This window comes from Pontibacterium sp., from assembly GCF_964228735.1.
In the GTDB taxonomy this organism is placed as follows: Bacteria; Pseudomonadota; Gammaproteobacteria; order Pseudomonadales; family Balneatricaceae; genus Pontibacterium.
In genome coordinates this window covers 45,231-65,969 of record NZ_CAXRBQ010000007.1, presented here as the reverse complement: position 1 = coordinate 65,969, position 20,739 = coordinate 45,231, and the positions used below count along the sequence as shown (strand labels likewise).

The 20,739-nt window shown below is 56.5% G+C and carries 23 protein-coding genes; 16 read left to right on the top strand and 7 right to left on the bottom strand.

Annotated features, from left to right (window positions below):
• The first annotated feature begins 47 nt into the window (after window positions 1-47).
• The 9 genes from ACEQ15_RS00785 (at window position 48) to ACEQ15_RS00745 (ending at window position 8,851) form a co-directional block, all read left to right on the top strand.
• Window positions 48-2,171 carry an EAL domain-containing protein gene (locus tag ACEQ15_RS00785; RefSeq protein ID WP_370277054.1) on the top strand — a complete coding sequence of 708 codons (2,124 nt, stop codon included), beginning with the start codon at window positions 48-50 and terminating at the stop codon, window positions 2,169-2,171.
• Window positions 2,172-2,220: 49 nt separating this feature from the next.
• Window positions 2,221-2,949: a 16S rRNA (uracil(1498)-N(3))-methyltransferase gene (locus ACEQ15_RS00780; RefSeq protein ID WP_370277053.1), complete on the top strand. Its 729-nt coding sequence runs from the start codon at window positions 2,221-2,223 to the stop codon at window positions 2,947-2,949.
• A gap of 140 nt (window positions 2,950-3,089) precedes the next feature.
• On the top strand, window positions 3,090-4,043 hold the full coding sequence (gene gshB / locus ACEQ15_RS00775; protein ID WP_370277051.1) for a glutathione synthase: 954 nt from the start codon (window positions 3,090-3,092) through the stop codon (window positions 4,041-4,043).
• A gap of 11 nt (window positions 4,044-4,054) precedes the next feature.
• Window positions 4,055-4,966 (top strand): TonB family protein, encoded by a 912-nt coding sequence (locus ACEQ15_RS00770; protein WP_370277049.1) that lies wholly within the window; start codon window positions 4,055-4,057, stop codon window positions 4,964-4,966.
• A 36-nt stretch (window positions 4,967-5,002) separates the two neighbouring features.
• Window positions 5,003-5,569 (top strand): YqgE/AlgH family protein, encoded by a 567-nt coding sequence (locus ACEQ15_RS00765; protein WP_370277048.1) that lies wholly within the window; start codon window positions 5,003-5,005, stop codon window positions 5,567-5,569.
• A 6-nt stretch (window positions 5,570-5,575) separates the two neighbouring features.
• A complete protein-coding gene (gene ruvX / locus ACEQ15_RS00760) occupies window positions 5,576-6,052 on the top strand; it encodes a Holliday junction resolvase RuvX (protein WP_370277047.1) in 477 nt (158 codons plus the stop codon).
• Window positions 6,033-6,542 carry a bifunctional pyr operon transcriptional regulator/uracil phosphoribosyltransferase PyrR gene (gene pyrR, locus ACEQ15_RS00755; RefSeq protein WP_370277046.1) on the top strand — a complete coding sequence of 170 codons (510 nt, stop codon included), beginning with the start codon at window positions 6,033-6,035 and terminating at the stop codon, window positions 6,540-6,542. Before ruvX ends, pyrR begins: the two co-directional genes overlap by 20 nt.
• 21 nt (window positions 6,543-6,563) lie before the next feature.
• Complete coding sequence (locus ACEQ15_RS00750) at window positions 6,564-7,568, top strand: aspartate carbamoyltransferase catalytic subunit (protein ID WP_370277045.1); 1,005 nt, start codon at window positions 6,564-6,566, stop codon at window positions 7,566-7,568.
• A 5-nt stretch (window positions 7,569-7,573) separates the two neighbouring features.
• Window positions 7,574-8,851: a dihydroorotase gene (locus ACEQ15_RS00745; RefSeq protein WP_370277044.1), complete on the top strand. Its 1,278-nt coding sequence runs from the start codon at window positions 7,574-7,576 to the stop codon at window positions 8,849-8,851.
• A 77-nt stretch (window positions 8,852-8,928) separates the two neighbouring features.
• Here the strand turns inward: ACEQ15_RS00745 and ACEQ15_RS00740 are convergent, their stop codons facing one another.
• Together ACEQ15_RS00740 and ACEQ15_RS00735 are read right to left on the bottom strand one after the other, a co-directional pair.
• Window positions 8,929-10,107, bottom strand: a complete 1,179-nt coding sequence (locus tag ACEQ15_RS00740; protein WP_370277043.1) for a PilT/PilU family type 4a pilus ATPase — start codon at window positions 10,105-10,107, stop codon at window positions 8,929-8,931.
• Window positions 10,108-10,128: 21 nt separating this feature from the next.
• The gene (locus ACEQ15_RS00735) at window positions 10,129-11,163 is read right to left on the bottom strand and encodes a type IV pilus twitching motility protein PilT (RefSeq protein WP_370277042.1); all 1,035 of its coding nucleotides are present in this window, start codon (window positions 11,161-11,163) and stop codon (window positions 10,129-10,131) included.
• A gap of 88 nt (window positions 11,164-11,251) precedes the next feature.
• Here ACEQ15_RS00735 and ACEQ15_RS00730 point away from each other — a divergent pair, with 88 nt between their 5' ends.
• The 7 genes from ACEQ15_RS00730 to hemW all read left to right on the top strand — a co-directional run bounded on the left by ACEQ15_RS00730 (window position 11,252) and on the right by hemW (window position 16,281).
• On the top strand, window positions 11,252-11,953 hold the full coding sequence (locus tag ACEQ15_RS00730; protein WP_370277041.1) for a YggS family pyridoxal phosphate-dependent enzyme: 702 nt from the start codon (window positions 11,252-11,254) through the stop codon (window positions 11,951-11,953).
• Between the two features lie 10 nt (window positions 11,954-11,963).
• The gene (proC, locus tag ACEQ15_RS00725) at window positions 11,964-12,788 is read left to right on the top strand and encodes a pyrroline-5-carboxylate reductase (RefSeq protein ID WP_370277040.1); all 825 of its coding nucleotides are present in this window, start codon (window positions 11,964-11,966) and stop codon (window positions 12,786-12,788) included.
• A 141-nt stretch (window positions 12,789-12,929) separates the two neighbouring features.
• A complete protein-coding gene (locus tag ACEQ15_RS00720; RefSeq protein ID WP_370277039.1) occupies window positions 12,930-13,472 on the top strand; it encodes a YggT family protein in 543 nt (180 codons plus the stop codon).
• Window positions 13,472-13,768: a DUF167 family protein gene (locus ACEQ15_RS00715; protein ID WP_370277037.1), complete on the top strand. Its 297-nt coding sequence runs from the start codon at window positions 13,472-13,474 to the stop codon at window positions 13,766-13,768. Before ACEQ15_RS00720 ends, ACEQ15_RS00715 begins: the two co-directional genes overlap by 1 nt.
• A gap of 221 nt (window positions 13,769-13,989) precedes the next feature.
• Window positions 13,990-14,451 (top strand): DUF4426 domain-containing protein, encoded by a 462-nt coding sequence (locus ACEQ15_RS00710; RefSeq protein ID WP_370277036.1) that lies wholly within the window; start codon window positions 13,990-13,992, stop codon window positions 14,449-14,451.
• Between the two features lie 75 nt (window positions 14,452-14,526).
• Entirely contained in the window at window positions 14,527-15,132 is a 606-nt protein-coding gene (locus ACEQ15_RS00705; protein ID WP_370277035.1) for an XTP/dITP diphosphatase, read from the top strand.
• A 6-nt stretch (window positions 15,133-15,138) separates the two neighbouring features.
• Entirely contained in the window at window positions 15,139-16,281 is a 1,143-nt protein-coding gene (hemW, locus tag ACEQ15_RS00700; RefSeq protein ID WP_370277034.1) for a radical SAM family heme chaperone HemW, read from the top strand.
• 12 nt (window positions 16,282-16,293) lie between these two features.
• On the opposite strand, the gene ACEQ15_RS00695 is transcribed toward hemW, so the two are convergent.
• From ACEQ15_RS00695 to lysA, 5 genes are read right to left on the bottom strand one after another with little or no spacing between them, the layout of a single operon-like run.
• On the bottom strand, window positions 16,294-17,013 hold the full coding sequence (locus ACEQ15_RS00695) for an HAD family hydrolase (RefSeq protein ID WP_370277033.1): 720 nt from the start codon (window positions 17,011-17,013) through the stop codon (window positions 16,294-16,296).
• Complete coding sequence (gene xerC / locus ACEQ15_RS00690) at window positions 17,006-17,911, bottom strand: tyrosine recombinase XerC (RefSeq protein ID WP_370277032.1); 906 nt, start codon at window positions 17,909-17,911, stop codon at window positions 17,006-17,008. The genes ACEQ15_RS00695 and xerC overlap by 8 nt, the downstream gene beginning before the upstream one ends.
• A gap of 25 nt (window positions 17,912-17,936) precedes the next feature.
• Window positions 17,937-18,635 carry a DUF484 family protein gene (locus tag ACEQ15_RS00685; RefSeq protein WP_370277031.1) on the bottom strand — a complete coding sequence of 233 codons (699 nt, stop codon included), beginning with the start codon at window positions 18,633-18,635 and terminating at the stop codon, window positions 17,937-17,939.
• On the bottom strand, window positions 18,632-19,462 hold the full coding sequence (dapF, locus tag ACEQ15_RS00680; protein ID WP_370277030.1) for a diaminopimelate epimerase: 831 nt from the start codon (window positions 19,460-19,462) through the stop codon (window positions 18,632-18,634). Before dapF ends, ACEQ15_RS00685 begins: the two co-directional genes overlap by 4 nt.
• A 10-nt stretch (window positions 19,463-19,472) precedes the next feature.
• Window positions 19,473-20,732 (bottom strand): diaminopimelate decarboxylase, encoded by a 1,260-nt coding sequence (gene lysA, locus ACEQ15_RS00675; RefSeq protein WP_370277029.1) that lies wholly within the window; start codon window positions 20,730-20,732, stop codon window positions 19,473-19,475.
• Window positions 20,733-20,739 lie beyond the last annotated feature (7 nt).

Genomic DNA, 20,739 nt, shown 5'->3' with positions numbered 1-20,739 from the left:
ACGCTAACCTATAGAAATCAATAAAACTTATTCAACTCTGGCTGGCTATGCGTCTTAGCGATATCAAGATTCACCGCAAACTCTTTCTGCTGGTGCTCATATTGGTCTGCGGGACGCTGATCACAGCCAGCCTTGCCCTGAGTTTCAACAAATCCGATATCCTGGAAGGCCGCAAGGCGCGCATCCAGAGTGTCGTCCAGGCCGGGCTCAGCCAGATTCAGGCGCTGACCGCCCATCTCAACAAAGGCACCATCAGCCAGCAGCAATACGATCGTCAGCTGCAGGAATTGATTAATGCCACCCGTTTCTCCGGCAGTGAATACCTCTACCTGTATAACCTGGACGGTTACAACATCGCCCATCCGCTGATGCCCGAACTGCGCGGCACCAACAAAATGGATATGCAGGATGAAGACGGCGTTTACATCACCCGCGATATGATCGAAGGGGTAAAAGCCCACGACGCCATTTTCTGGCAGTTCCGCTGGCCAAAACCTGAAGGAGGCCCCGCGGTACCGAAACTGGGTTATGCCGAACGGGTGCCGGGTACCGAACTGGTATTAGGCTCCGGCGTGTATCTGGATGATCTGGAAGCAATTTTCCAGGCCCGCGCATACACCTATCTGGGTATTACCCTGGCAGTACTGTTTGCCGCATTAATTGGCACCTATTACATCGCCCGCAATATCTCCAAGCCGGTGGGGCGTTTGGCGCACCAGATGAACACGCTGGCACAGGGTGAGCTGGACGTTGAGCTGATCGATACCACCCGTCGGGACGAGGTAGGTGATATCGCCTGCGCCGTACAAGTGTTCCGCGATCATCTGATGGAAAACCACCGTCTGCGCCAGATTCAGGAGCAGGTTGTGTTTCTGGAGACCTATGACCCGGTCACACGCCTGCATAACCGCCAAGCGCTGGGTGAAGCGATTAATAAAGAAATCACCCGCCACGACCGCGACCACAAACAACTCGCAGTCGTGGTTATCCGGCTCGATCTGCTGCACGAAATCACCATCGAAAAGGGCAGCGATAAGCGCGACGAGGTGCTGATTACCCTGGCCGCCCGTATCCACGATCAGCTACATGCAGACGATATTTTGGCACGCCTGTCGGAAGATACCTTTGGCCTGCTGCTGCCCAACGTGGAAAACCGCGAATCCCTGGAAAGTAATTGTCGCCAGCTGCTGGAGACCATCGCCCAGCCAATTCCACTGGAATCACACCATATCCAGCTCTCTGGCCGCCTTGGCATCAGCGTTTTCCCAGATGACGGCGGTTATGACTTCCAGCTGATCGGCCGTGCCGAATCCACCGTATCCCTGGCCAAACGCCAGGAGCGCGATCTGATGTTCTACGACCCACGCGCCCTGAACGAAACCGATCACAGCATCGAACTGTGGCAGGAGATGCAAAAAGCCCTGGAGCAGGATCAGTTCTACCTGGTGTTCCAGCCGCTGTTTGATCTGAAGGACAACACCCTGATCTCCGCCGAGGTATTAATCCGTTGGGAACACCCGGAAAAAGGCTTTATCTCTCCGGCCCAGTTCATCCCGCTGGCTGAGCAAAGCGGCCTGATCTCCCGGCTGGATGCCTGGGTACTGGAAGCTGTCGCCAAGCAGATCCGCAACTGGCAGGACCGTCAGCTCACGCCACCACGTATTGCGGTTAACCTGTCGGGTATCAGCTTCATGCGCCCGGACTTTATCGACACCCTGACCGGCATTTACAGCAAGTACAATGTCTCACTCGATCATCTGGAACTTGAACTGACCGAGGGCGTGCTGATCGACGACCTGGACCGTATCAGCGATCAGCTCAACAGCATCCGCGCCACCGGCGTCAGCATCTCCATCGATGACTTTGGTACCGGTTACTCCTCGCTGAGCCGCATCAAGAACCTGGCGATCGACAATGTGAAGATCGACCGCTCCTTTATCGATGACTTAGATAACTGCGCGCAGGACCTGAAGATCGTTGAAGCGATCATCCTGATGGCCCAGGGCCTCAACCTAAGCGTGATTGCCGAGGGTGTCGAAACCCAGGAGCAGCTTACAATCCTGCGCCAGCAGGGCTGTGACACGGTGCAAGGATTCTTCCTCAGCCGCCCTCTCAAAGTTGATGCATTTGAAGAGCTGCTGGAGCAGGATCTGGTGATTGAAGTAGACTAAGCACTGTTAACAGTGCCTTAGACGTTCCCGCTGACCTTCGAGAGATCCCATGCGTATCCCCCGCTTTTACGATGACCAGCCCCTGGCTGCTGAGCAAACTGTTGACCTGAGCGACGCAGTTGTGCAGCACGTCTGCCGCGCCCTGCGTATGCGGGTAGGCGACCCGATCATCCTGTTTAACGGTGACGGCAACGAATATCACGCCCAGCTGGAAACCGTAGAAAAGCGCCGCGCCAGCGTACGCATTCTGGAGGTTAGCCAGCCTGCTGTTGAATCTCCCTTGCAGATCCGTATCGGCCAAAGCCTCTCCCGGGGCGAGCGGATGGACTACGCTGTACAGAAAGCAACGGAGATGGGGATGCAGCAGATGTTTCCGCTGTTCTCCGAACGCTGTGAGGTGAAACTCAACAACGAGCGCCAGGATAAACGTATCCGTCACTGGCAGCAGGTTGCGATCAGCGCCTGTGAACAAAGTGGCCGCTGCGCGGTCCCAACCATCAACGCACCACAAACGCTGGAGCAGTGGATTGAACAGGAAGATGCGGAACTGAAGCTGGTATTGCACCACCACACCGCTACCCCACTCGGCGATTTCACCCCTCCCCAATCCGTCGCTCTGCTGATCGGTCCTGAAGGCGGACTGACCGAGCGGGAGGTGGAGATGGCGCGGGACCACGGCTTCCAGCCTGTTGCTTTCGGGCCCCGGGTAATGCGCACCGAAACCGCACCGGTGGCCGCCCTCGCCCTGTTACAACATCTTTGGGGCGACTGGCGATAATCTGCCCCCGATAGCTTGAATTGCGCCGCAACGCCCGCATTAAAGAGAACGGGCACAGCAGATTTCAGCCACCCCAAATTACGGACAGAGACGCACCCACAGCGGCGCTGACTCACAACCGATAGAGGTTTACAGCTTTTATGACGATCAAGATCGGCATCGTGATGGACCCGATTGAGGACATCACCTTCAAGAAAGACAGCTCTCTGGCCATGCTCTGGGCAGCACAGCAGAAAGGCTGGGAACTCTGGTACATGGAGCAGCAGGACCTGTTCTCCCGTGATGGCAAAGCCAAAGCGATGATGGCCCCGCTCAGCGTAAAGATGGACCCGGAAGACTGGTACTACCGCGGTGAATACCAGGAGCGTAACCTGTCCGACCTGAACGTAGTCCTGATGCGCAAGGACCCACCGTTCAACAACGAATTTATCTACAGCACCCATCTGCTGGAGATGGCAGAGAAAGAAGGCACACTGATCGTCAACAAACCGCAGGCGCTGCGTGATCACAACGAAAAATTGTTTGCCACCGAATTCCCACAGTGCTGCCCGCCGGTACTGGTGTCCCGTCGCGAAGACCTGTTGCGGGCGTTCCACGCCGAGCACGGTGACGTGATCTTTAAGCCGCTGGATGGCATGGGCGGTTCCCAGATCTTCCATATTCGCGAAGACGGCACCAACCTGGGCGTGATTATCGAGACCCTGACCAAATACGGTACCGAAACCATCATGGCGCAGAAATACATTCCTGAGATCAAGGATGGCGACAAACGCATCCTGATTGTGGATGGCGAACCGGTTCCTTACGCCCTGGCACGCATCCCGATGGCCGGCGAAACCCGCGGTAACCTGGCAGCCGGCGGTACCGGCGAAGGCCGCCCCCTGAGCGAACGCGACCGTTGGATCTGCGACCAGGTAACACCGGTGCTGAAGGAACGTGGCCTGCTGTTTGTCGGCCTGGATGTGATCGGTGACTACCTCACCGAGATCAACGTGACCAGCCCAACCTGCATCCGCGAGCTGGACAACCAGTTCAACCTGGATATCGGCATGCGCCTGATGGATGCAATTGAGCGCAAGCTCACCACCAACTAAGGTTCTGATGGGTGGACAGTTCCCGACGTACCCAAGCACTGCTTAGGCTACTGTTCACCCTGATTCTGGCTGCCGGACTGCATCTGGCGCTGTTTTCCACCCTGTCGCTTGATCCGGTTATCTCACCTCCGTCAGGCAACACCCTGCAACTGACCCTCACCGCACAGCCTCCTGAGCCTGAGCCTGAGCCTGAGCCTGAGCCTGAGCAACAGACTGCGCTGGACACACTAGCAATACCACCCGCCGCGACGGCTGAAGCCACCAAACCGACTGTGAAAACACCGGCCCGCGAGACACCTGCTGCGCCTAAGGCCGTGCCCGCAAAGCCTCAAATAGTGGAAAAACCCAAAGCACCGGCAGCAATATCCAGGACACCGGCTCTAGAGGCTAAATCCACGTCGAAGCCTGAAGCCACTGAGAAAACACCGGAAAAAACCTTTCAGTCTCAGACAGTTGTAACGACCGAGCCCGAGCAGTCTCCCAAAGTATCCACTGGCAGCCTGATAGCACGCAGCCTCACACTGGCACGTAGCGACAACCTGACCGATTTCGGCGCAGCCCCGGTAGGCCAACGCACCAAACGGCTCGTCGCAGGTAAAAAGGCGTCTCTGGAGGAAAACAGCTACCTACGCCATTGGCGGGAGAAGGTGCAGCGTATAGGCGCCCGCAACTATCCGGAATCGGCTCGCAACGAAAAACTCAGTGGCAGCCTGCGCCTGCTGGTCACCCTGCGTTCGGACGGCTCATTAGAGGAGACAGTCATACTGATCTCATCGGGCAACAGCGAGCTGGACGCAGCGGCCATCCGCATCGTGAAGCTCGCCGCGCCGTTCCGACCATTTCCGGTGGAGATGAAAAAAAAGATCGACCGGCTGGAAATTGTGCGTACCTGGAAATTTGAGAACAATACTGTCGTATACTGAAACCAGCGCAAAATAACCTGAATCGCGGGAGTAGCAATGTCACAGACCACCGCCAACCTTCGCGGGCACTTTCTGATCTCCATGCCCCATATGCAGGACCGCTATTTTGCGCAGTCACTTATCTACCTGTGTGAACACAGCGAATCCGGTTCCATGGGCCTGATTATCAACCGCGCCATCCCGATGGATCTGCAGGAACTGTTCAGCCATCTGGAGATGCCCTGCACCAAAACCGTTTGTCAGGAGCCGGTCTTCTTCGGTGGCCCGGTCCAAACCGAACGTGGCTTCATTTTGCACCCGGCTCACTCCGGGCGCTGGAACACCACCTGCGATATCGACTCAGTCGCCTGCCTGACCACCTCCATCGATATACTGGAGGACATCGCTGAAGGCAAAGGTCCGGACGAATGCATCGTTGCCCTGGGGTATGCTGGTTGGGGTGGCGGACAGCTGGAGCAGGAGATCAGCGACAACGCCTGGTTAAGCTGTCCGGCGAATTCAGATATAATGTTCCGCACTCTGATCGAGGAGCGCCTGAACGCAGCCGCTGCGCTGCTGGGCATTAACCTCGATCTTCTGACAGCAGACACCGGACACGCCTGAGCCGCAATGAGCGACGACTTTCAACAGGTGCTGGGGTTCGACTTCGGCACATCCCGCATGGGGATCGCCTATGGCCAGTCGATAACCGGCACAGCAACCGCACTGCCTCCCCTGGCAGCCCGCGATGGTATTCCCGATTGGGATAAACTCTCCGCCGTAATTGACGAATGGAAACCCCAGGCCATTGTGGTGGGTATCCCGTTGAATATGGATGGCACCATCAGCGACATGGCACGCCGCGCACGCAAGTTCGCCAACCGCCTGCATGAACGTTCCAAGGTACCGGTCTTCCTGATGGATGAACGCCTGAGCACGTCAGAAGCCAAAGAAATTCATTTTGCTGCAGGTGGCAGCAGTAACTTTCGCAAGGAATCCGTGGACGGAATCGCGGCACAGCTGATTCTGGAGAGCTGGTTTAACAGCGGCTCCCGTATTCCAAGCCATACCCGATTGGAGGACCTCTATGATGTCGGGCAGTCCTAGTGTTGACGCACTGCTAGATAAAATGGGTCAGGAGCTCAGCGCCCTGATTAGCCAGCGCAAGATCGACGATCCGTTAATGATCGGCATTCACACCGGTGGTGTGTGGCTGGCCGAACGCCTGCACAAACAACTCGGCCTGGAAAGCCCAATGGGCGTATTGGATATCTCTTTTTACCGTGATGACTTCACCAAGATGGGTCTTAACCCGAAGGTGAAACCGTCCCAGCTGCCGACCGCCACCGAAGGCCGTCACATCCTGCTGGTTGACGACGTCATCATGTCCGGCCGCACCATCCGTGCCGCCATGAACGAACTGTTTGACTACGGCCGTCCGGCCTCCATCACCCTGATCACCCTGCTGGACCTGCAGCGCCGCGAACTGCCGATCCAGGCTGACGTGGTGGGCGGCACCCTGACTTTGGGTGACAACCAGTTGATCAAGCTGACCGGCCCGGACCCACTGACCCTCGAAATCCGCGAACGTCCCTGAGACAGTATTTGAGCGAGCGCTATGTTTGAGCAAACCGATCCAAACCAGATCCAACTCAATTGCGAAGGACAGCTGAAGCACTACCTGACCACTGAAGGTCTGTCCCGCGAGATCCTGACCGAGATCCTCGATACCGCGGATTCCTTCGTAGACATGAGTGAACAGGAAGTAAAAAAGGTCCCGCTGCTGCGCGGTAAGACCGTGGTTAACCTGTTCTTCGAGTCCAGTACCCGTACCCTGTCCACCTTCGAGCTGGCAGCCAAACGTCTGTCGGCGGACGTACTGAACCTGAATATCAGCACCTCCTCCACCTCCAAGGGTGAAACGCTGAAGGACACGCTGATGACCCTGGAAGCGATGCACTCCGACATGTTCGTGGTGCGTCACTCCGACAGTGGGGCTGCCCACTTCATCGCCGAGCACGTAACGCCGAAGGTGGCCGTAATCAACGCCGGTGACGGCCGTCACGCGCACCCGACCCAAGCGATGCTGGATATGCTGACGATCCGCCGCCATAAGGGTGACTTCGCCCCGCTGACCGTGGCAATCGTGGGCGACATCCTGCACAGCCGCGTAGCCCGCTCCCAGATCCATGCCCTACGCACCCTGGGTGCTGCGGAGATCCGTGTGATCGCGCCACAGACTCTGTTGCCACGCCACATCGAAGCACTGGGTGTCCGTGTCTTCACCAACATGGAGCAGGGCCTGAAAGACGTGGACGTGGTGATGATGCTGCGCCTGCAGAAAGAGCGCATGAACAGCGCCCTGCTGCCAAGCGAATCCGAGTTCTACAAACTCTACGGCCTGAGCGAAGAGAAACTGGCACTGGCGAAACCGGACGCTGTGGTGATGCACCCGGGGCCGATCAACCGTGGCGTTGAGATCGCCTCCTCCGTTGCCGACGGCCCCCGCTCCCTGATCCTGAATCAGGTTACCAACGGAATCGCCGTACGTATGGCGGTGATGTCGATGTCCATGAGCGGACAGGCCACTGAAAAACAGAAGTTGGCAGCAAGCGGAGAATAACGCAGATGAATATCAAGATTCAGGGTGGTCGCGTTATTGATCCGGCCCAGCAGATTGATCAGGTCACCGACCTTTACATCAGCGGCGGCGAAATCGCTGCGATTGGCAACAAACCGACCGGCTTCAATGCCGACCAAGTAATCGATGCCAACGGTAGAGTGGTCAGCCCGGGCTTTATCGATATGTGCGCCCACGTGCGTGAGCCGGGTTACACCATCAAGGGCACCATTGCCTCCGAAACCCAGGCAGCGGTCGCAGGTGGTATCACCACCATGATCACCCCACCAACCACTAAACCGGTGATCGATACCACCGCGGTTGCGGAACTGATTCTGGAGCGCTGTGAAGACCTGGGCAAAGCCAAGGTCCTGCCGATGGGTGCCCTCACCCAGGGTTTGGAAGGCCAGATGCTGGCACCGATGCACGGTTTGGCAAGCTCCGGCTGCATCGCCTTCAGTAACGCACGCGAACCCATCGCCAGCTCACTGATCCTGATGCGCTGCCTGGAATACGCGGCTACCCACGATCTGCTGGTACAGTTCCAGCCGCAGGACGCATCCCTGACCGCCGGCGGTCACATGCACGAGGACACCACCTCCACCCGTCTGGGCCTGAACGGTATCCCTGAAGCGGCGGAAACTATCGAAGTGGCCCGTGCCCTGACCTTGATCGAACAGACCGGTGCCCGCGCCCACTTTGGCCAGCTCTCCTGCGAACGCTCCGTACGTATGGTGATGGACGCACGCGAACGCGGCCTCAACGTCAGCGCTGATGTGGCGATCCACCACCTGCTGTTGACCGATGAGAACGTCAACGGCTTCAACAGCGACTTCCACCTGATCCCGCCCCTGCGCAGTCAGCTGGACCGCGCGGGTCTGCGCCAGGCGTTGATTGCTGACGGCATTCAGGCACTGTGCTCCGACCACCAGCCCCACGAAGCAGCGGCGAAGGATGCACCGTTTGCGGCCACCGAACCGGGCATGACCGGTCTGGAAACCCTGCTGCCACTGTCCCTGATGCTGGTTGATCAAGGCCTGCTGGAACTGCCACAGTTGCTGGAAAAACTGACCAGCCAGCCGGCGAAAATTTTGGGTCTGGACAACGGTACCCTGCAGCCGGGTACGGTGGCGGATGTGTGTATCTTTGATCCTGAGTCCAAGTGGACTCTGACCGAAGACACCAGCTTCTCCAAGGGCAAGAACACCCCGTTTATGGACTTTGAGCTGAAGGGTCAGGTGACCCACACACTGGTTAACGGCACACTGGTGTACAGCCGCGACTAAGCCCGAACCAGACACAAAAAAGGCCGCGTTCTGCGGCCTTTTTTATTTCTCCGGCGAAGCCTGTGGCTTAACCGGCGTCAGGGTTTCTTGCCTACATTTGGCATGATCGGATTACCACCCAGATCGTCGATGTAGTCGTCTTCGCCCTGCAGGGAGAATTCCGCTTCGTCGATCTTCTCCAGCTCCGGATTGGTCTTCGCATCCAGCTTAATCATCAGACGTAGGTCATTGGCGGAGTCCGCATGGGTCAGAGCCACGTCGTAGTCGATTACACCCTCTTTGTAGAGATTAAACAGCGCCTGATCGAAGGTCTGCATACCGAGGTTGGTGGACTTCTTCATCACCTCTTTGATCTCGTGGACGTTGCCCTTGCGGATCAGGTCCTGGATCAGTGGTGTATTGATCAGTACTTCAATCGCCGCACGACGCCCCTTACCGTCTTTGGTTGGCAGCAGCTGCTGCGCCACAATCGCCTTCAGGTTAAGGGAGAGATCCATCCACAACTGGTCATGGTGCTCCGGTGGGAAGAAGCTGATGATGCGGTCCAGCGCCTGGTTGGCGTTGTTGGCGTGCAAGGTCGCCAGACAAAGGTGACCGGTTTCGGCAAAGGTCAGGCCGTATTGCATGGTTTCCTTGGTACGGATCTCACCCATCAGGATCACGTCCGGTGCCTGACGCAGGGTATTCTTCAGCGCCACCTCGAAGGAGTCGGTATCGATCCCCACTTCACGCTGAGTGACGATGCACTGCTTGTGCGGGTGCATGAACTCGATCGGGTCTTCAATGGTGATGATATGGCCGCGGCTGTTGCTGTTGCGGTAATCGATCATCGATGCCAGGGAGGTGGATTTACCGGTGGAGGTACCGCCGACAAACAGGATCAAACCACGCTTGGTCATCGACAGGGTTTTCAGCACTTCCGGCAGGTTCAGCTCGTCAAAGCTTGGGATGTAGTCGTTGATACGACGCAACACCATGCCCGGCACGTCACGCTGATAAAACGCGGACACACGAAAACGCCCCATGGTCGGGATGGAGATGGCGAAGTTGCACTCGCGGGTGCCTTCGAACTCCGACAGCTGCTTGTCGTTCATGGTGCTGAGCACCAGCGCACGCGACTGTTCGCCACTGATCGGCTCACGTGTCAGCGGTTTCAGTGTGCCATCCACCTTGATGGTAGGACGGGCATCGGCGGTTACAAAGAGGTCAGACGCGTCCCTGTCGACCATCACTTTAAGTAGCTGAGTAAAATCCACAGCTTGCTCCTTACAGCATCATTAGAACGCAGTTGGATTCTGCGCTTTCTCTCGAGCAGCTTCACGGCCGATCAGGCCTTTCTGCAACAGTTCACCCAGGCTCTGGTCCAGCGTTTTCATCCCGAACGAGGCACCAGTCTGGATTGCGGAATACATCTGCGCCACCTTGTCTTCCCTGATCAGGTTACGGATCGCAGGCGTGCCGATCATGATCTCATGAGCCGCTACACGACCGCCACCACTCTTCTTCAGCAGCGTCTGGGCGATAACGCCCTGCAGGGATTCCGATAGCATGGAGCGTACCATCGCTTTCTCTGCCGCTGGGAATACGTCGATAATACGGTCGATGGTTTTGGCCGCCGAGGTGGTGTGCAGGGTACCAAACACCAGGTGACCGGTTTCCGCCGCGGTCAGCGCCAGACGGATAGTTTCCAGGTCACGCATCTCACCCACCAGGATGATATCCGGGTCTTCACGCAGGGCCGAGCGCAGGGCGTTGGCAAAGCCGTGGGTGTCGCGGTGCACTTCACGCTGGTTGATCAGCGATTTTTTGCTCTCGTGTACGAATTCGATCGGGTCCTCGATGGTGAGGATATGGTCGGCGCGGGTTTCGTTGATGTAATCGATCATCGCCGCCAGGGTGGTACTTTTACCGGAACCGGTGGGACCGGTCACCAACACCAGGCCGCGGTTCTTTTCGGACAGGTCTCGGAACACCCCCCCCATACCCAGCTCTTCCATGCTCAGCACTTTACTTGGGATGGTACGGAATACCGCAGCGGCACCGCGGTTCTGGTTAAAGGCGTTGACACGGAATCGTGCCAAGCCCGGCACCTCGAAGGAAAAATCCACTTCCAGGTTCTCTTCGTACTCTTTTCGCTGCTTGTCGTTCATAATTTCATAAACAAGCGAGTGCACCTCTTTGTGGTCCATCGCAGGCAGCTTGATGCGGCGAACATCGCCGTCAACACGGATCAGTGGCGGCATCCCAGCCGTCACATGAAGGTCGGATGCATTCTGCTGTACAGCAAAAGCCAAAAGTTCAGTAATATCCATCGTGTGTTGTGTTCCAATACCACTTCAACGTAGTGGTTAGTTCTAGCAGAATAGGCGCTGCAATCCAATCGGATAGGTTATTTACCCCATGCCCTGTATCAACGATAACCTGAATAAGGTTCAGCAGCAGATAGATGAAGCTGCAAAATCGTCCGGCCGTGCAACATCGGACATCACCCTGCTGGCGGTCAGCAAGACCCGCAGTGCGGATGAGTTGCGTCTGGCCTACGACTGCGGTCAACGCCATTTTGGCGAAAACTATCTGCAGGAGAGTCTAGAAAAGATAGACGTTTTATCGGCATTAGACGAACTTTGTTGGCACTTTATTGGCCCGATCCAATCCAACAAAACCCGTCCCATCGCAGAGAGTTTTCACTGGGTGCACAGTGTCGATCGCCTGAAGATTGCCCGCCGTCTTTCGGAACAACGCCCGGAGCATTTGCCACCACTGAACATCTGCCTGCAGGTCAACATCAGCCGCGAAGAGAGCAAGGCAGGTTGCCTGCCGGAAGAGACCGCGGCCCTGGTGGATGAGATCGCAGCGCTGCCCCGTATCCAGCTGCGTGGCTTGATGGCGATCCCAAAGGCCACCGACGATCCGGAAGAGCAACGCGACGCGTTCCACCGCATGCAGCAACTATTCAGCGATCTGCAGCAGAAACATCCATCTCTGGACACCCTGTCGATGGGGATGTCCGGCGACATGGCAATGGCCATCGCCGAAGGCGCCACCATCGTGCGTATCGGTACCGCTATTTTCGGCCCGCGCGATTACAGCAATAAGAATTGAGGACAGAATTTTGAGTAAGCAACCTACCCTGGCATTTATCGGTGCCGGAAACATGGCCCGCGCAATCATTGGCGGCCTGATCAACAACGGCTACCCGGCAGAGCAGATTTGGGCCACCGAACCCAATGAAGCCGCACTGGCGGATCTGGCGATGCAGGGTCTGAAAACCACCAGCGACAACAATGCAGCGGTTAGCCAGGCGGATATCGTGATCCTGGCGGTGAAACCTCAGATCCTGAAAACCGTGTGCGAAGGCATTGTTGATGCCGTGCAGGCACAACAGCCAATGATTGTCTCTATCGCAGCAGGCATCATGTCTCCGACGCTGGACCACTGGTTAGGCACCAACAACGCGATCGTTCGCTGTATGCCGAATACCCCTGCCCTGGTACAGACTGGCGCCAGCGGCTTGTTCGCCAACGGTTTTGTCAGCGACGAACAGCGCCAGCAGGCCGAAGAGATCCTGGCTGCAATTGGTATCGCGGTTTGGGTTGAAGAGGAAACCCAACTGGATGCGGTTACCGCGGTGTCCGGTTCAGGCCCGGCGTATTACTTCCTGATGATGGAAAGCATGATTGAAGCGGGCAAGAAACTGGGGCTGAGCGAAGAGGTCGCTACCCAGCTGACCCTGCAGACCGCGCTGGGCGCCGCTAAAATGGCCAGCAGCAGCGACGTGGACCCGGCTGAACTACGCCGCCGTGTAACCTCACCAAACGGCACCACCGAGCAGGCGATCAAGCGCTTTATCGAAGGCGGCCTGCCGGAGCTGGTCGATACCGCACTGCAGGCATGCAACGACCGCTCTGTCGAGTTGGCAAAAGAGCTGGATCAGTAAAAAACGGGACAGGAAACGCCTTACGCAGCAAGGATAAGAGGAACCGTTGGTTCAACATACCCGCGTAAGGCTCTATACTTCCAGCAATTATGCGTTTAAACCCCATGCAGTAACTGCACTATTGCCGAAACAGGAAAAGAGATGGGACAGGATCCGATAACGCTCATAATCGCCACCGTGGGTGGGCTCTACTTCTTCATCGTGCTGCTGCGCTTCATGCTGCAACTGGCACGAGCCGACTATTACAACCCCATTTCCCAGGCGGTTGTAAAACTGACCAACAAGCCACTGGCACCGTTGCAGAAAGCGATACCACGGGCGGGGCGTTTTGACCTGTCTGCACTGCTGCTGGCCTTTATCGTCAAGCTGGCCACCATCGCTCTGATCATCAATGTGAGCGGCGGTAACCTGCCTATTCCAATGATGCTGATCGTCTCCGCCGTGTCCGTACTGGACAGCATTCTGGCGATCTACTTTTGGGGGGTACTGGCGTCTGTCATCATCAGCTGGATCGCACCAGGCAGCTATCATCCAGGCCCTCAGCTGATCCAGCAGCTGGTTGAGCCGATCATGGAACTGGCACGTAAGGTGATTCCGCCGATTGGTGGCCTCGACCTATCGCCAATCCTGATCTTCCTGATCATTCAGATCATACGGGCACAGCTGGCACCGTTTGCCATGTAATGCACTACCACTGGCAAGGGAAGGATCTACTCCTGAGCTGTCATCTGCAACCCAAGGCGACGAAAGACGAAATCGTTGGCCTGCACGGTGACAGCCTGAAGATCCGCATAATGGCACCCCCTATCGATGGGCGAGCCAATGCCCATCTGATCAAGTTTCTGGCCAAAACCTTTGGTGTCACCAAGCGTGAGATAACCATTCTCAGCGGTGAACTGGGCCGCCAGAAGTGGATCAAAGTAGAACAACCAACAAAGTTTCCGGATATTCTGCAGATAGATCCCGAATCACGCCCTTAACACCGGCATTCGGCTTCCTGCCCTATACTTGATGTAACACGCCCAACATTCACTGCGCACGTTTCACGATATCTGAAGGGCGCTGTAAGAGATGGAAGGTCTAATTCATGGAGTGTGTGGTAGTGAATAGTCAGCTGCACCACGGCAGGATTTTCCAGCGGTGGTAGGGAAGGGGCGGAACCGCAATCTATCGCATACCCCGATATGAGGCTAAGCAGGTTATGAAAACAGGTTACACACTTTTTACTCGCCTACTGAGTACCGCGCTGTTCAGCGTTATGTTCTTTGCACTGCCAGCACAAGCTGCCCAGTTCATCTCTTACGGTGATTACGAAATTCACTACAACGCCTTCAACAGCAGTTTTGTTGAACCCGATGTAGCTAAGACCTATGGCCTGCAACGTGGTAAACGCCGCGCCATGGTAAACATCTCTGTTCTGAAGAAAGGGGAAGATGGTACTAAAAAGCCGATCTCGGCCCTGATCTCCGGTTCTGCCGCCAACCTGCTGCAGCAGACCCAGAACCTGGATTTTAAGAAGATCGATGAAGGTAACGCGGTGTATTACATCGGTCAGTTTGGTTTCAGCGACGATATGCTGATGCGTATCTCCGTCAGTGTGCAGCCGGATCCGAACAAACCCTCTTATGACCTGCAGTTCGAGCAACGTTTCTACGCCGACTGACAGACACACCCCAGTTAACACCATGCGCGCCTACCCTCGCGGTAAGCGCGCATTTTATTTGTAGGACCTTTGCAGATGATCAACAAAATAGTGCTCGCCAGCGGTAACAAAGGCAAACTGCGCGAATTCAACCAGGTACTGGGCGAAATGGATGTGGAGGTGGTTCCGCAGTCCGACTTCAACGTCTGCGACGCTGACGAAACCGGCCTGAGTTTTGTAGAGAACGCCATCATCAAAGCGCGCCACGCAGCCCAGGTCACCGGATTGCCTGCTCTGGCAGATGATTCCGGCCTGGAGGTGGACGCCCTGCAAGGCGCACCGGGTATCTACTCTGCGCGTTTTGCAGGCCCAGGCGCCGAAGACACAGACAACAATGCCAAGCTGCTGGACCTGCTCAAAGACCTGCCGGAAGAGAAGCGTACCGCACGCTTCCGCTGCCTGTTGGTGTTTATGCGTCACGCCGAAGACCCCACCCCACTAATCTGCCAGGGTACCTGGGAAGGCCGCATCCTGCTGGAAGCACGTGGTGACAACGGCTTTGGTTACGACCCGCTGTTCCTGGTGCCAGAGCTGGACAAGGCTTCTGCGGAGCTACCACCGGAGCAGAAAAACAAGCTAAGCCACCGCGGTCAGGCCGTTGCCGAGCTGATCGAACGCATTAAACCTTACCTGCAGGTATAACTCACAGTGACACCCATCGCGCAGCCCCCCCTAAGCCTCTATATCCACATCCCCTGGTGCGTACGTAAGTGCCCGTACTGCGACTTCAACTCGCATGCCGTGCGCGAGGAGATCCCGGAAGAAGCTTATGTGGCCGCGTTGCTGGCCGACCTGGAGCAGGAGATGTCGGGCATTGAGCCACGACCGCTGCAGAGCATCTTTATCGGCGGTGGTACCCCCAGCCTGTTTTCAGCGAGCATGATCAACACCCTGCTGGCTGAGGTGGAGAAGCGGATCAGCTTTGCACCGGCTATCGAGATCACCATGGAAGCCAACCCGGGCACTTTCGAGCAGGAGAAGTTCCGGGGCTACCGCGATGCAGGGGTAAACCGACTCTCTTTGGGTATTCAAAGCTTTGCCGACGAGCAACTCAAAGCGCTGGGACGTATTCATAGCGGCGAGGAGGCGGTGAAAGCGGCTGGTCTAGCACGGAAACTGTTCGACAACATGAATCTGGACCTGATGCACGGCCTGCCGGGTCAGAGCACTGCACAAGCACTGGACGATCTGCGCATCGCAGCCGATCTGAAGCCGGACCATATCTCCTGGTACCAGCTCACCATCGAACCCAACACCGAGTTCCACTCCCGCCCACCATCGCTGCCGGTGGATGAAACCCTGTGGGAGATTCAGGAACAGGGCCAGCAGTTCCTGGCTGAGGCCGGATTCCAGCAATACGAGATCTCCGCCTACGCCCAGCCTGGCAAGCGTGCCCGCCATAACCTCAACTACTGGCAGTTTGGCGACTACATCGGCATCGGCGCGGGCGCCCACGGCAAAATCACGCTGGCAGACGGCACTATCCTGCGCCGCTGGAAGCAGAAGCAGCCCAAGGCCTACATGAACCCAGAAAAACGCCTGGGGGGCAGTGAAGCGATCGAGAAAGACGCGCTGCCGTTCGAATTTATGCTCAATGCACTGCGCCTGACCGATGGGGTCGAAAGCCGTTTGTTTACCGAGCGTACCGGCCTGAACCTAGACGTGATCCAGTCACAGCTGGAGAGGGCACAAAAGATGGGGCTGCTGGACACAGACCCTGAAAAACTGGCACCCACTCAGCAGGGGCGCCTGTTCCTCAACAACCTGTTGGAGATGTTCCTGGAGGAGTAATCCTGAAAGGATTTAGATGGTGGTGCGGTGCTTCGCCAGTTCGGCGATCTCCGCTATCGCAGATGGAATGTCACTGAGGCAGGTCACCATGCGGGTCGCCGCAACCTGCTCGGTTTTCCCTTCCAGATTCACCCAGATCGACCAGATACCCACGTTGTTGGCGCCTTCAACGTCGTGCGCCGGGTTATCACCAATGTGGATAACCTGCTCCGGACGCAGGCCGACATGGTGCAGCATCTGCTCAAACATCAGTGGGTGCGGTTTTTCCTGACCCACCTTGTCGGCGCTGAACTGGAAGTCGAACAGTTCTCCCAGGCCAACTCGCTGGATATCGGCGTTACCGTTACTCAACGCCCCCAGCTTGTAGCCTTGGTTGTGCAGCTCCTTCAGCATGCCCATGGCATGTTCAAAGAACGTTACCTGCTGACGGGCTTCCAGGAACACCTCAAACGCTTTCAGCGCCAGCGCTTCGGTCTCCGCCTCGCTATATCCCGCCGCCTGCAAGCCATGTTCCAGCTGCTTAATACGGATCTGGGTAACGCTGTGTGAGATTTCCGGGTGCTTGGCCAGTACTTCACTGCGCAGGCGAGGGAAATCACGAACGGTATACAGCTGGGTAAACGCTTCCGCGTTCTGCTGCAGCCACTCGTAAAGGGTGTGATTGGCCTGATCCACCACCGGGTTTACGGCCCAGAGGGTATCGTCCAGATCGAAGGTTATGCACTTAATCATCTTTTTTATGGGCTCTGGGATGTGCCTTTTCATACACATCCATCAAATGCTGAAAGTCTAAATGAGTATAGATCTGGGTGGTGGAGATGTCTGAATGCCCCAGCAACTCCTGAACCGCCCGCAGGTCACCGCTGGATTCCAGCATATGACTGGCAAAACTATGACGCAAACGGTGCGGGTACACTTGCCCCTCAACGCCAAGTCGTTTGCCCCAGTACTCCATCCGCTGCTCGACACTGCGTACGCTGATGCGGTTACCCCGGTTACTGACAAATAACGCTGACTCAGTGTAGGGTGCCATCTGGTCACGGTATCGCAGCCAGCGATCAAGTGCTTCCAGCGCTTTACCACCAATCGGCAGCATGCGGCTTTTATTGCCCTTACCGGTCACCACCAGAGAAGCATCATGATAATCCAGATCACTCAGATCGAGACTGACCAGTTCGGAGACACGCAAGCCTGAGGAGTAGATCAACTCCATCATCGCTTTATCCCGGGCCGAGATCGGATCGGTGACCGGAATCTCCAGCAAACCGTCGATCTGATCCACATCCAGGGTTTGCGGCAACTTACGCGGCGACTTGGGCGCCTGTACGCCCAAGGCGGGATTATGTTCCACGCGCTGTTCGCGAGAAAGGAATTTGAAGAAGGAGCGGATGGCGGACAGTGCCCGCTGAATGCTGGCGCCTGACTGCCCCTTGCGGTGCTGGCGCGCGGCAAACTGGCGTACCGCGGCGGCGTCCAATGCACTCCAGGCATGAATATGGCTTTCGGCCATAAACGCCTGCAGGGCATCGAGATCGCGCTGATAGTTTTTTTGGGTATGAACGGAGAGCTGGCGCTCGGTAGCCAGGTAGCGGAAAAAATCTTCCAGCCAGTGGCTTTCAATGTGATTCATCCGCGCTCTCCGTTAGAGACAGGCGTTAAGGCTCGAGGTGGTGCAACACTCGGGACAAAACCCGACTCAAGACCTCACCCACATAGCTCAGGAATACGGTGCCCTGGCCACTGTGAAAGTAACCCGCTTCAAAACTGCCAATGGCCAGCAACCCCAGCGCTTCACCTTTCACCAGCGGTACCACGGCAGCGGACTGCACACGGATCGCCATCTCATCAAAGATGAACGCATTCTGCTCGCGGGTCAGCTGACCACAGCTTGGCAGGTTGCTGTCTACCAGCGGCGTGATCGGACCCAACTGACGTGGGTCGATTACGCGCAGGTTGTTGGTATCCACCGGCTGCTGACTGAACAACAGCAACGCCGTGGTGTCACCGTGGAAGTCATCACACAGGCTTTCTTTGATCGCAATGGCGATCTCGTCCAGTGTCATGCAATCCAATAGTGACAGCACCATACGTTTGGTCTTCTCAAACTGCAGGTCATTGTAACGTGCAGCTTCGATCAGATCAGACAGGTGCTCATTCAGGCGCTCGTTCTTTTCGCGCAGCAGTGAAGTCTGGCGTTCCACCAGCGAGATCGCACGCCCACTTTCGTGGGGTACGTTCAGCTTCGCCAGCAGATTGCTGTGGCGACAGAAAAAGTCCGGGTTATGCGCCAGAAATTCGGCTACATCCGCTTCGCTGAGGGTGTTGCTCATCTCGACTACCGCCTCATCACTCATAGAAAGATCTGACCTTCAAATACGGTGGTGGCAGGACCCGTCATAATGACCGGCGCATCACCACCCGCCCAGTGGATCTCAAGATCGCCACCCGGCAGCCCTACTTTTACCGTATCATTCAGCACACCACGCAGGATACCGGCTACCACCGCTGCACAGGCACCGGTACCGCAGGCTTTGGTTTCACCCGCACCACGTTCGTAGACACGGAGACGCACCTCATCGCGGGAGACAACCTGCATAAAACCGATATTGGCTTTCTGCGGGAAACGCGCGTGAGGCTCCAATTTAGGCCCCAGGGTTTCTACCGGTGCGGTATCCACGTCATCCACCAGCAGTACACCGTGCGGATTACCCATGGACACTGCTGAGATCTGGTACTCATCGCCGTCCACAACGATCGGATAAGTGGCGGCTTGCGTATCCGCTTCGAACGGCACATCCGCCGGATTCAGACGCGGCGCGCCCATATCCACTTCAACCTGGCGATCTTCACGGATTTTCAGTACGGCGCGACCATTGGCAGTCTCGACGGCGATCTCATCTTTACCAGTCAGACGCTTGTCACGCACAAACTTGGCAAAACAACGTGCGCCGTTACCGCAGTTCTCCACTTCAGAGCCGTCTGAATTGTAGATACGGTAGCGGAAATCCACATCCGGTGAACCCGGCGGTTCAACGATCAGCAGCTGATCGAAGCCCACGCCAAAATTACGGTCACCCAGTTTTTTAACGATCTTTGGGGTTAGCTTCACGCGCTGGGTCACCAGATCCAGCACCATGAAATCGTTGCCCAGACCGTGCATTTTGGTAAAACGAACCAACATGACGGTCTCCTCAGCGATGATCGCGTGGAATCAGCTTCTCACCGTGCATCAGGTCCGCCAGGTTTTCGCGCTTGCGGATCACGTGGAACTGATTGTCATCCACCATCACTTCAGCCGCACGTGGACGGCTGTTGTAGTTGGAGGCCATGGTGAAACCATAAGCACCGGCAGAACATACCGCCAGCAGGTCACCCGCTTCGATGTTCAGTTCGCGGTCCTTACCCAGGAAGTCGCCGGTTTCGCACACCGGACCGACGAGATCCCACAATTTCGCTTCACCGTCTTCACGTACCTCAACCGGGATGATCTCCTGGTAGGCGCTGTACAGGGATGGACGGATCAGATCGTTCATCGCCGCATCAATGATGGCAAAGTTCTTGTTCTCGGTTGGTTTCAGGAACTCGACCTCGGTCACCAGGATACCGGCGTTAGCCGCAATAGAGCGGCCCGGTTCGAAGATCAGGCCCAGCTCACGGTCACCCAGACGCTCCAGGATCGCAGCGATGTATTCCTGTGGCTGTGGTGGCTGCTCGTCGGTGTAGCACACACCCAAACCACCACCCAGATCCAGGTGTTTGATCTGAATGCCTTCTTCCGCCAGACGATCCACCTGGACCAGCAGACGGTCCAGCGCATCCAGGAACGGATCGATCTCGGTCAACTGGCTACCGATGTGGCAGTCCATACCAATCACGTGGAGGTTTTCCATAGCATTGGCTTTTTTGTAGATACGCACAGCTTCGTCGATATCTACGCCAAACTTGTTCTCTTTCAGACCAGTGGAGATGTACGGGTGCGTGCCTGCATCCACGTCCGGGTTCACACGCAGGGAGATCGGCGCTACTTTGCCCATCTCAGCCGCAACGGCGTTGATACGATCCAGCTCCGGCTCAGATTCCACGTTGAAGCAGTGAATACCCACTTCCAGTGCACGCTCGATCTCTTCTGGCTTTTTGCCTACACCAGAGAACACGATTTTGCTTGGCTCGCCACCGGCTTTCAGTGCACGCTCCAGTTCACCAATCGATACGATGTCAAAACCGGCACCTGAACGGGCCAGTACATTCAACACACCGATATTGGAGTTGGCTTTTACGGCGTAACACACCAGCGCGTCACGGCCTTCCAGCGCCTGCGCGTAGTCCTGGTATGAACGCTCCAATGCGTCGCGGGAATAGATATAAACCGGAGTACCCAGTTCTTCGGCAATACGGCCTACCTGTACTTCTTCACAGTGCAGGCGACCGTTACGGTATTCAAAGCTGTCCATCTACTGT

Excerpts from the sequence above, each read along its gene's own strand:
- ACEQ15_RS00785 (WP_370277054.1), top strand. The coding sequence starts at position 48 with ATGCGTCTTAGCGATATCAAGATTCACCGCAAACTCTTTCTGCTGGTG.
- ACEQ15_RS00780 (WP_370277053.1), top strand. The coding sequence starts at position 2,221 with ATGCGTATCCCCCGCTTTTACGATGACCAGCCCCTGGCTGCTGAGCAA.
- gshB (WP_370277051.1), top strand. The coding sequence starts at position 3,090 with ATGACGATCAAGATCGGCATCGTGATGGACCCGATTGAGGACATCACC.
- ACEQ15_RS00765 (WP_370277048.1), top strand. The coding sequence starts at position 5,003 with ATGTCACAGACCACCGCCAACCTTCGCGGGCACTTTCTGATCTCCATG.
- ruvX (WP_370277047.1), top strand. The coding sequence starts at position 5,576 with ATGAGCGACGACTTTCAACAGGTGCTGGGGTTCGACTTCGGCACATCC.
- pyrR (WP_370277046.1), top strand. The coding sequence starts at position 6,033 with ATGATGTCGGGCAGTCCTAGTGTTGACGCACTGCTAGATAAAATGGGT.
- ACEQ15_RS00750 (WP_370277045.1), top strand. The coding sequence starts at position 6,564 with ATGTTTGAGCAAACCGATCCAAACCAGATCCAACTCAATTGCGAAGGA.
- ACEQ15_RS00745 (WP_370277044.1), top strand. The coding sequence starts at position 7,574 with ATGAATATCAAGATTCAGGGTGGTCGCGTTATTGATCCGGCCCAGCAG.
- ACEQ15_RS00735 (WP_370277042.1), bottom strand. The coding sequence starts at position 11,163 with ATGGATATTACTGAACTTTTGGCTTTTGCTGTACAGCAGAATGCATCC.
- ACEQ15_RS00730 (WP_370277041.1), top strand. The coding sequence starts at position 11,252 with ATGCCCTGTATCAACGATAACCTGAATAAGGTTCAGCAGCAGATAGAT.
- ACEQ15_RS00720 (WP_370277039.1), top strand. The coding sequence starts at position 12,930 with ATGGGACAGGATCCGATAACGCTCATAATCGCCACCGTGGGTGGGCTC.
- ACEQ15_RS00715 (WP_370277037.1), top strand. The coding sequence starts at position 13,472 with ATGCACTACCACTGGCAAGGGAAGGATCTACTCCTGAGCTGTCATCTG.
- ACEQ15_RS00710 (WP_370277036.1), top strand. The coding sequence starts at position 13,990 with ATGAAAACAGGTTACACACTTTTTACTCGCCTACTGAGTACCGCGCTG.
- ACEQ15_RS00705 (WP_370277035.1), top strand. The coding sequence starts at position 14,527 with ATGATCAACAAAATAGTGCTCGCCAGCGGTAACAAAGGCAAACTGCGC.
- ACEQ15_RS00695 (WP_370277033.1), bottom strand. The coding sequence starts at position 17,013 with ATGATTAAGTGCATAACCTTCGATCTGGACGATACCCTCTGGGCCGTA.
- xerC (WP_370277032.1), bottom strand. The coding sequence starts at position 17,911 with ATGAATCACATTGAAAGCCACTGGCTGGAAGATTTTTTCCGCTACCTG.
- ACEQ15_RS00685 (WP_370277031.1), bottom strand. The coding sequence starts at position 18,635 with ATGAGTGATGAGGCGGTAGTCGAGATGAGCAACACCCTCAGCGAAGCG.
- dapF (WP_370277030.1), bottom strand. The coding sequence starts at position 19,462 with ATGTTGGTTCGTTTTACCAAAATGCACGGTCTGGGCAACGATTTCATG.
- lysA (WP_370277029.1), bottom strand. The coding sequence starts at position 20,732 with ATGGACAGCTTTGAATACCGTAACGGTCGCCTGCACTGTGAAGAAGTA.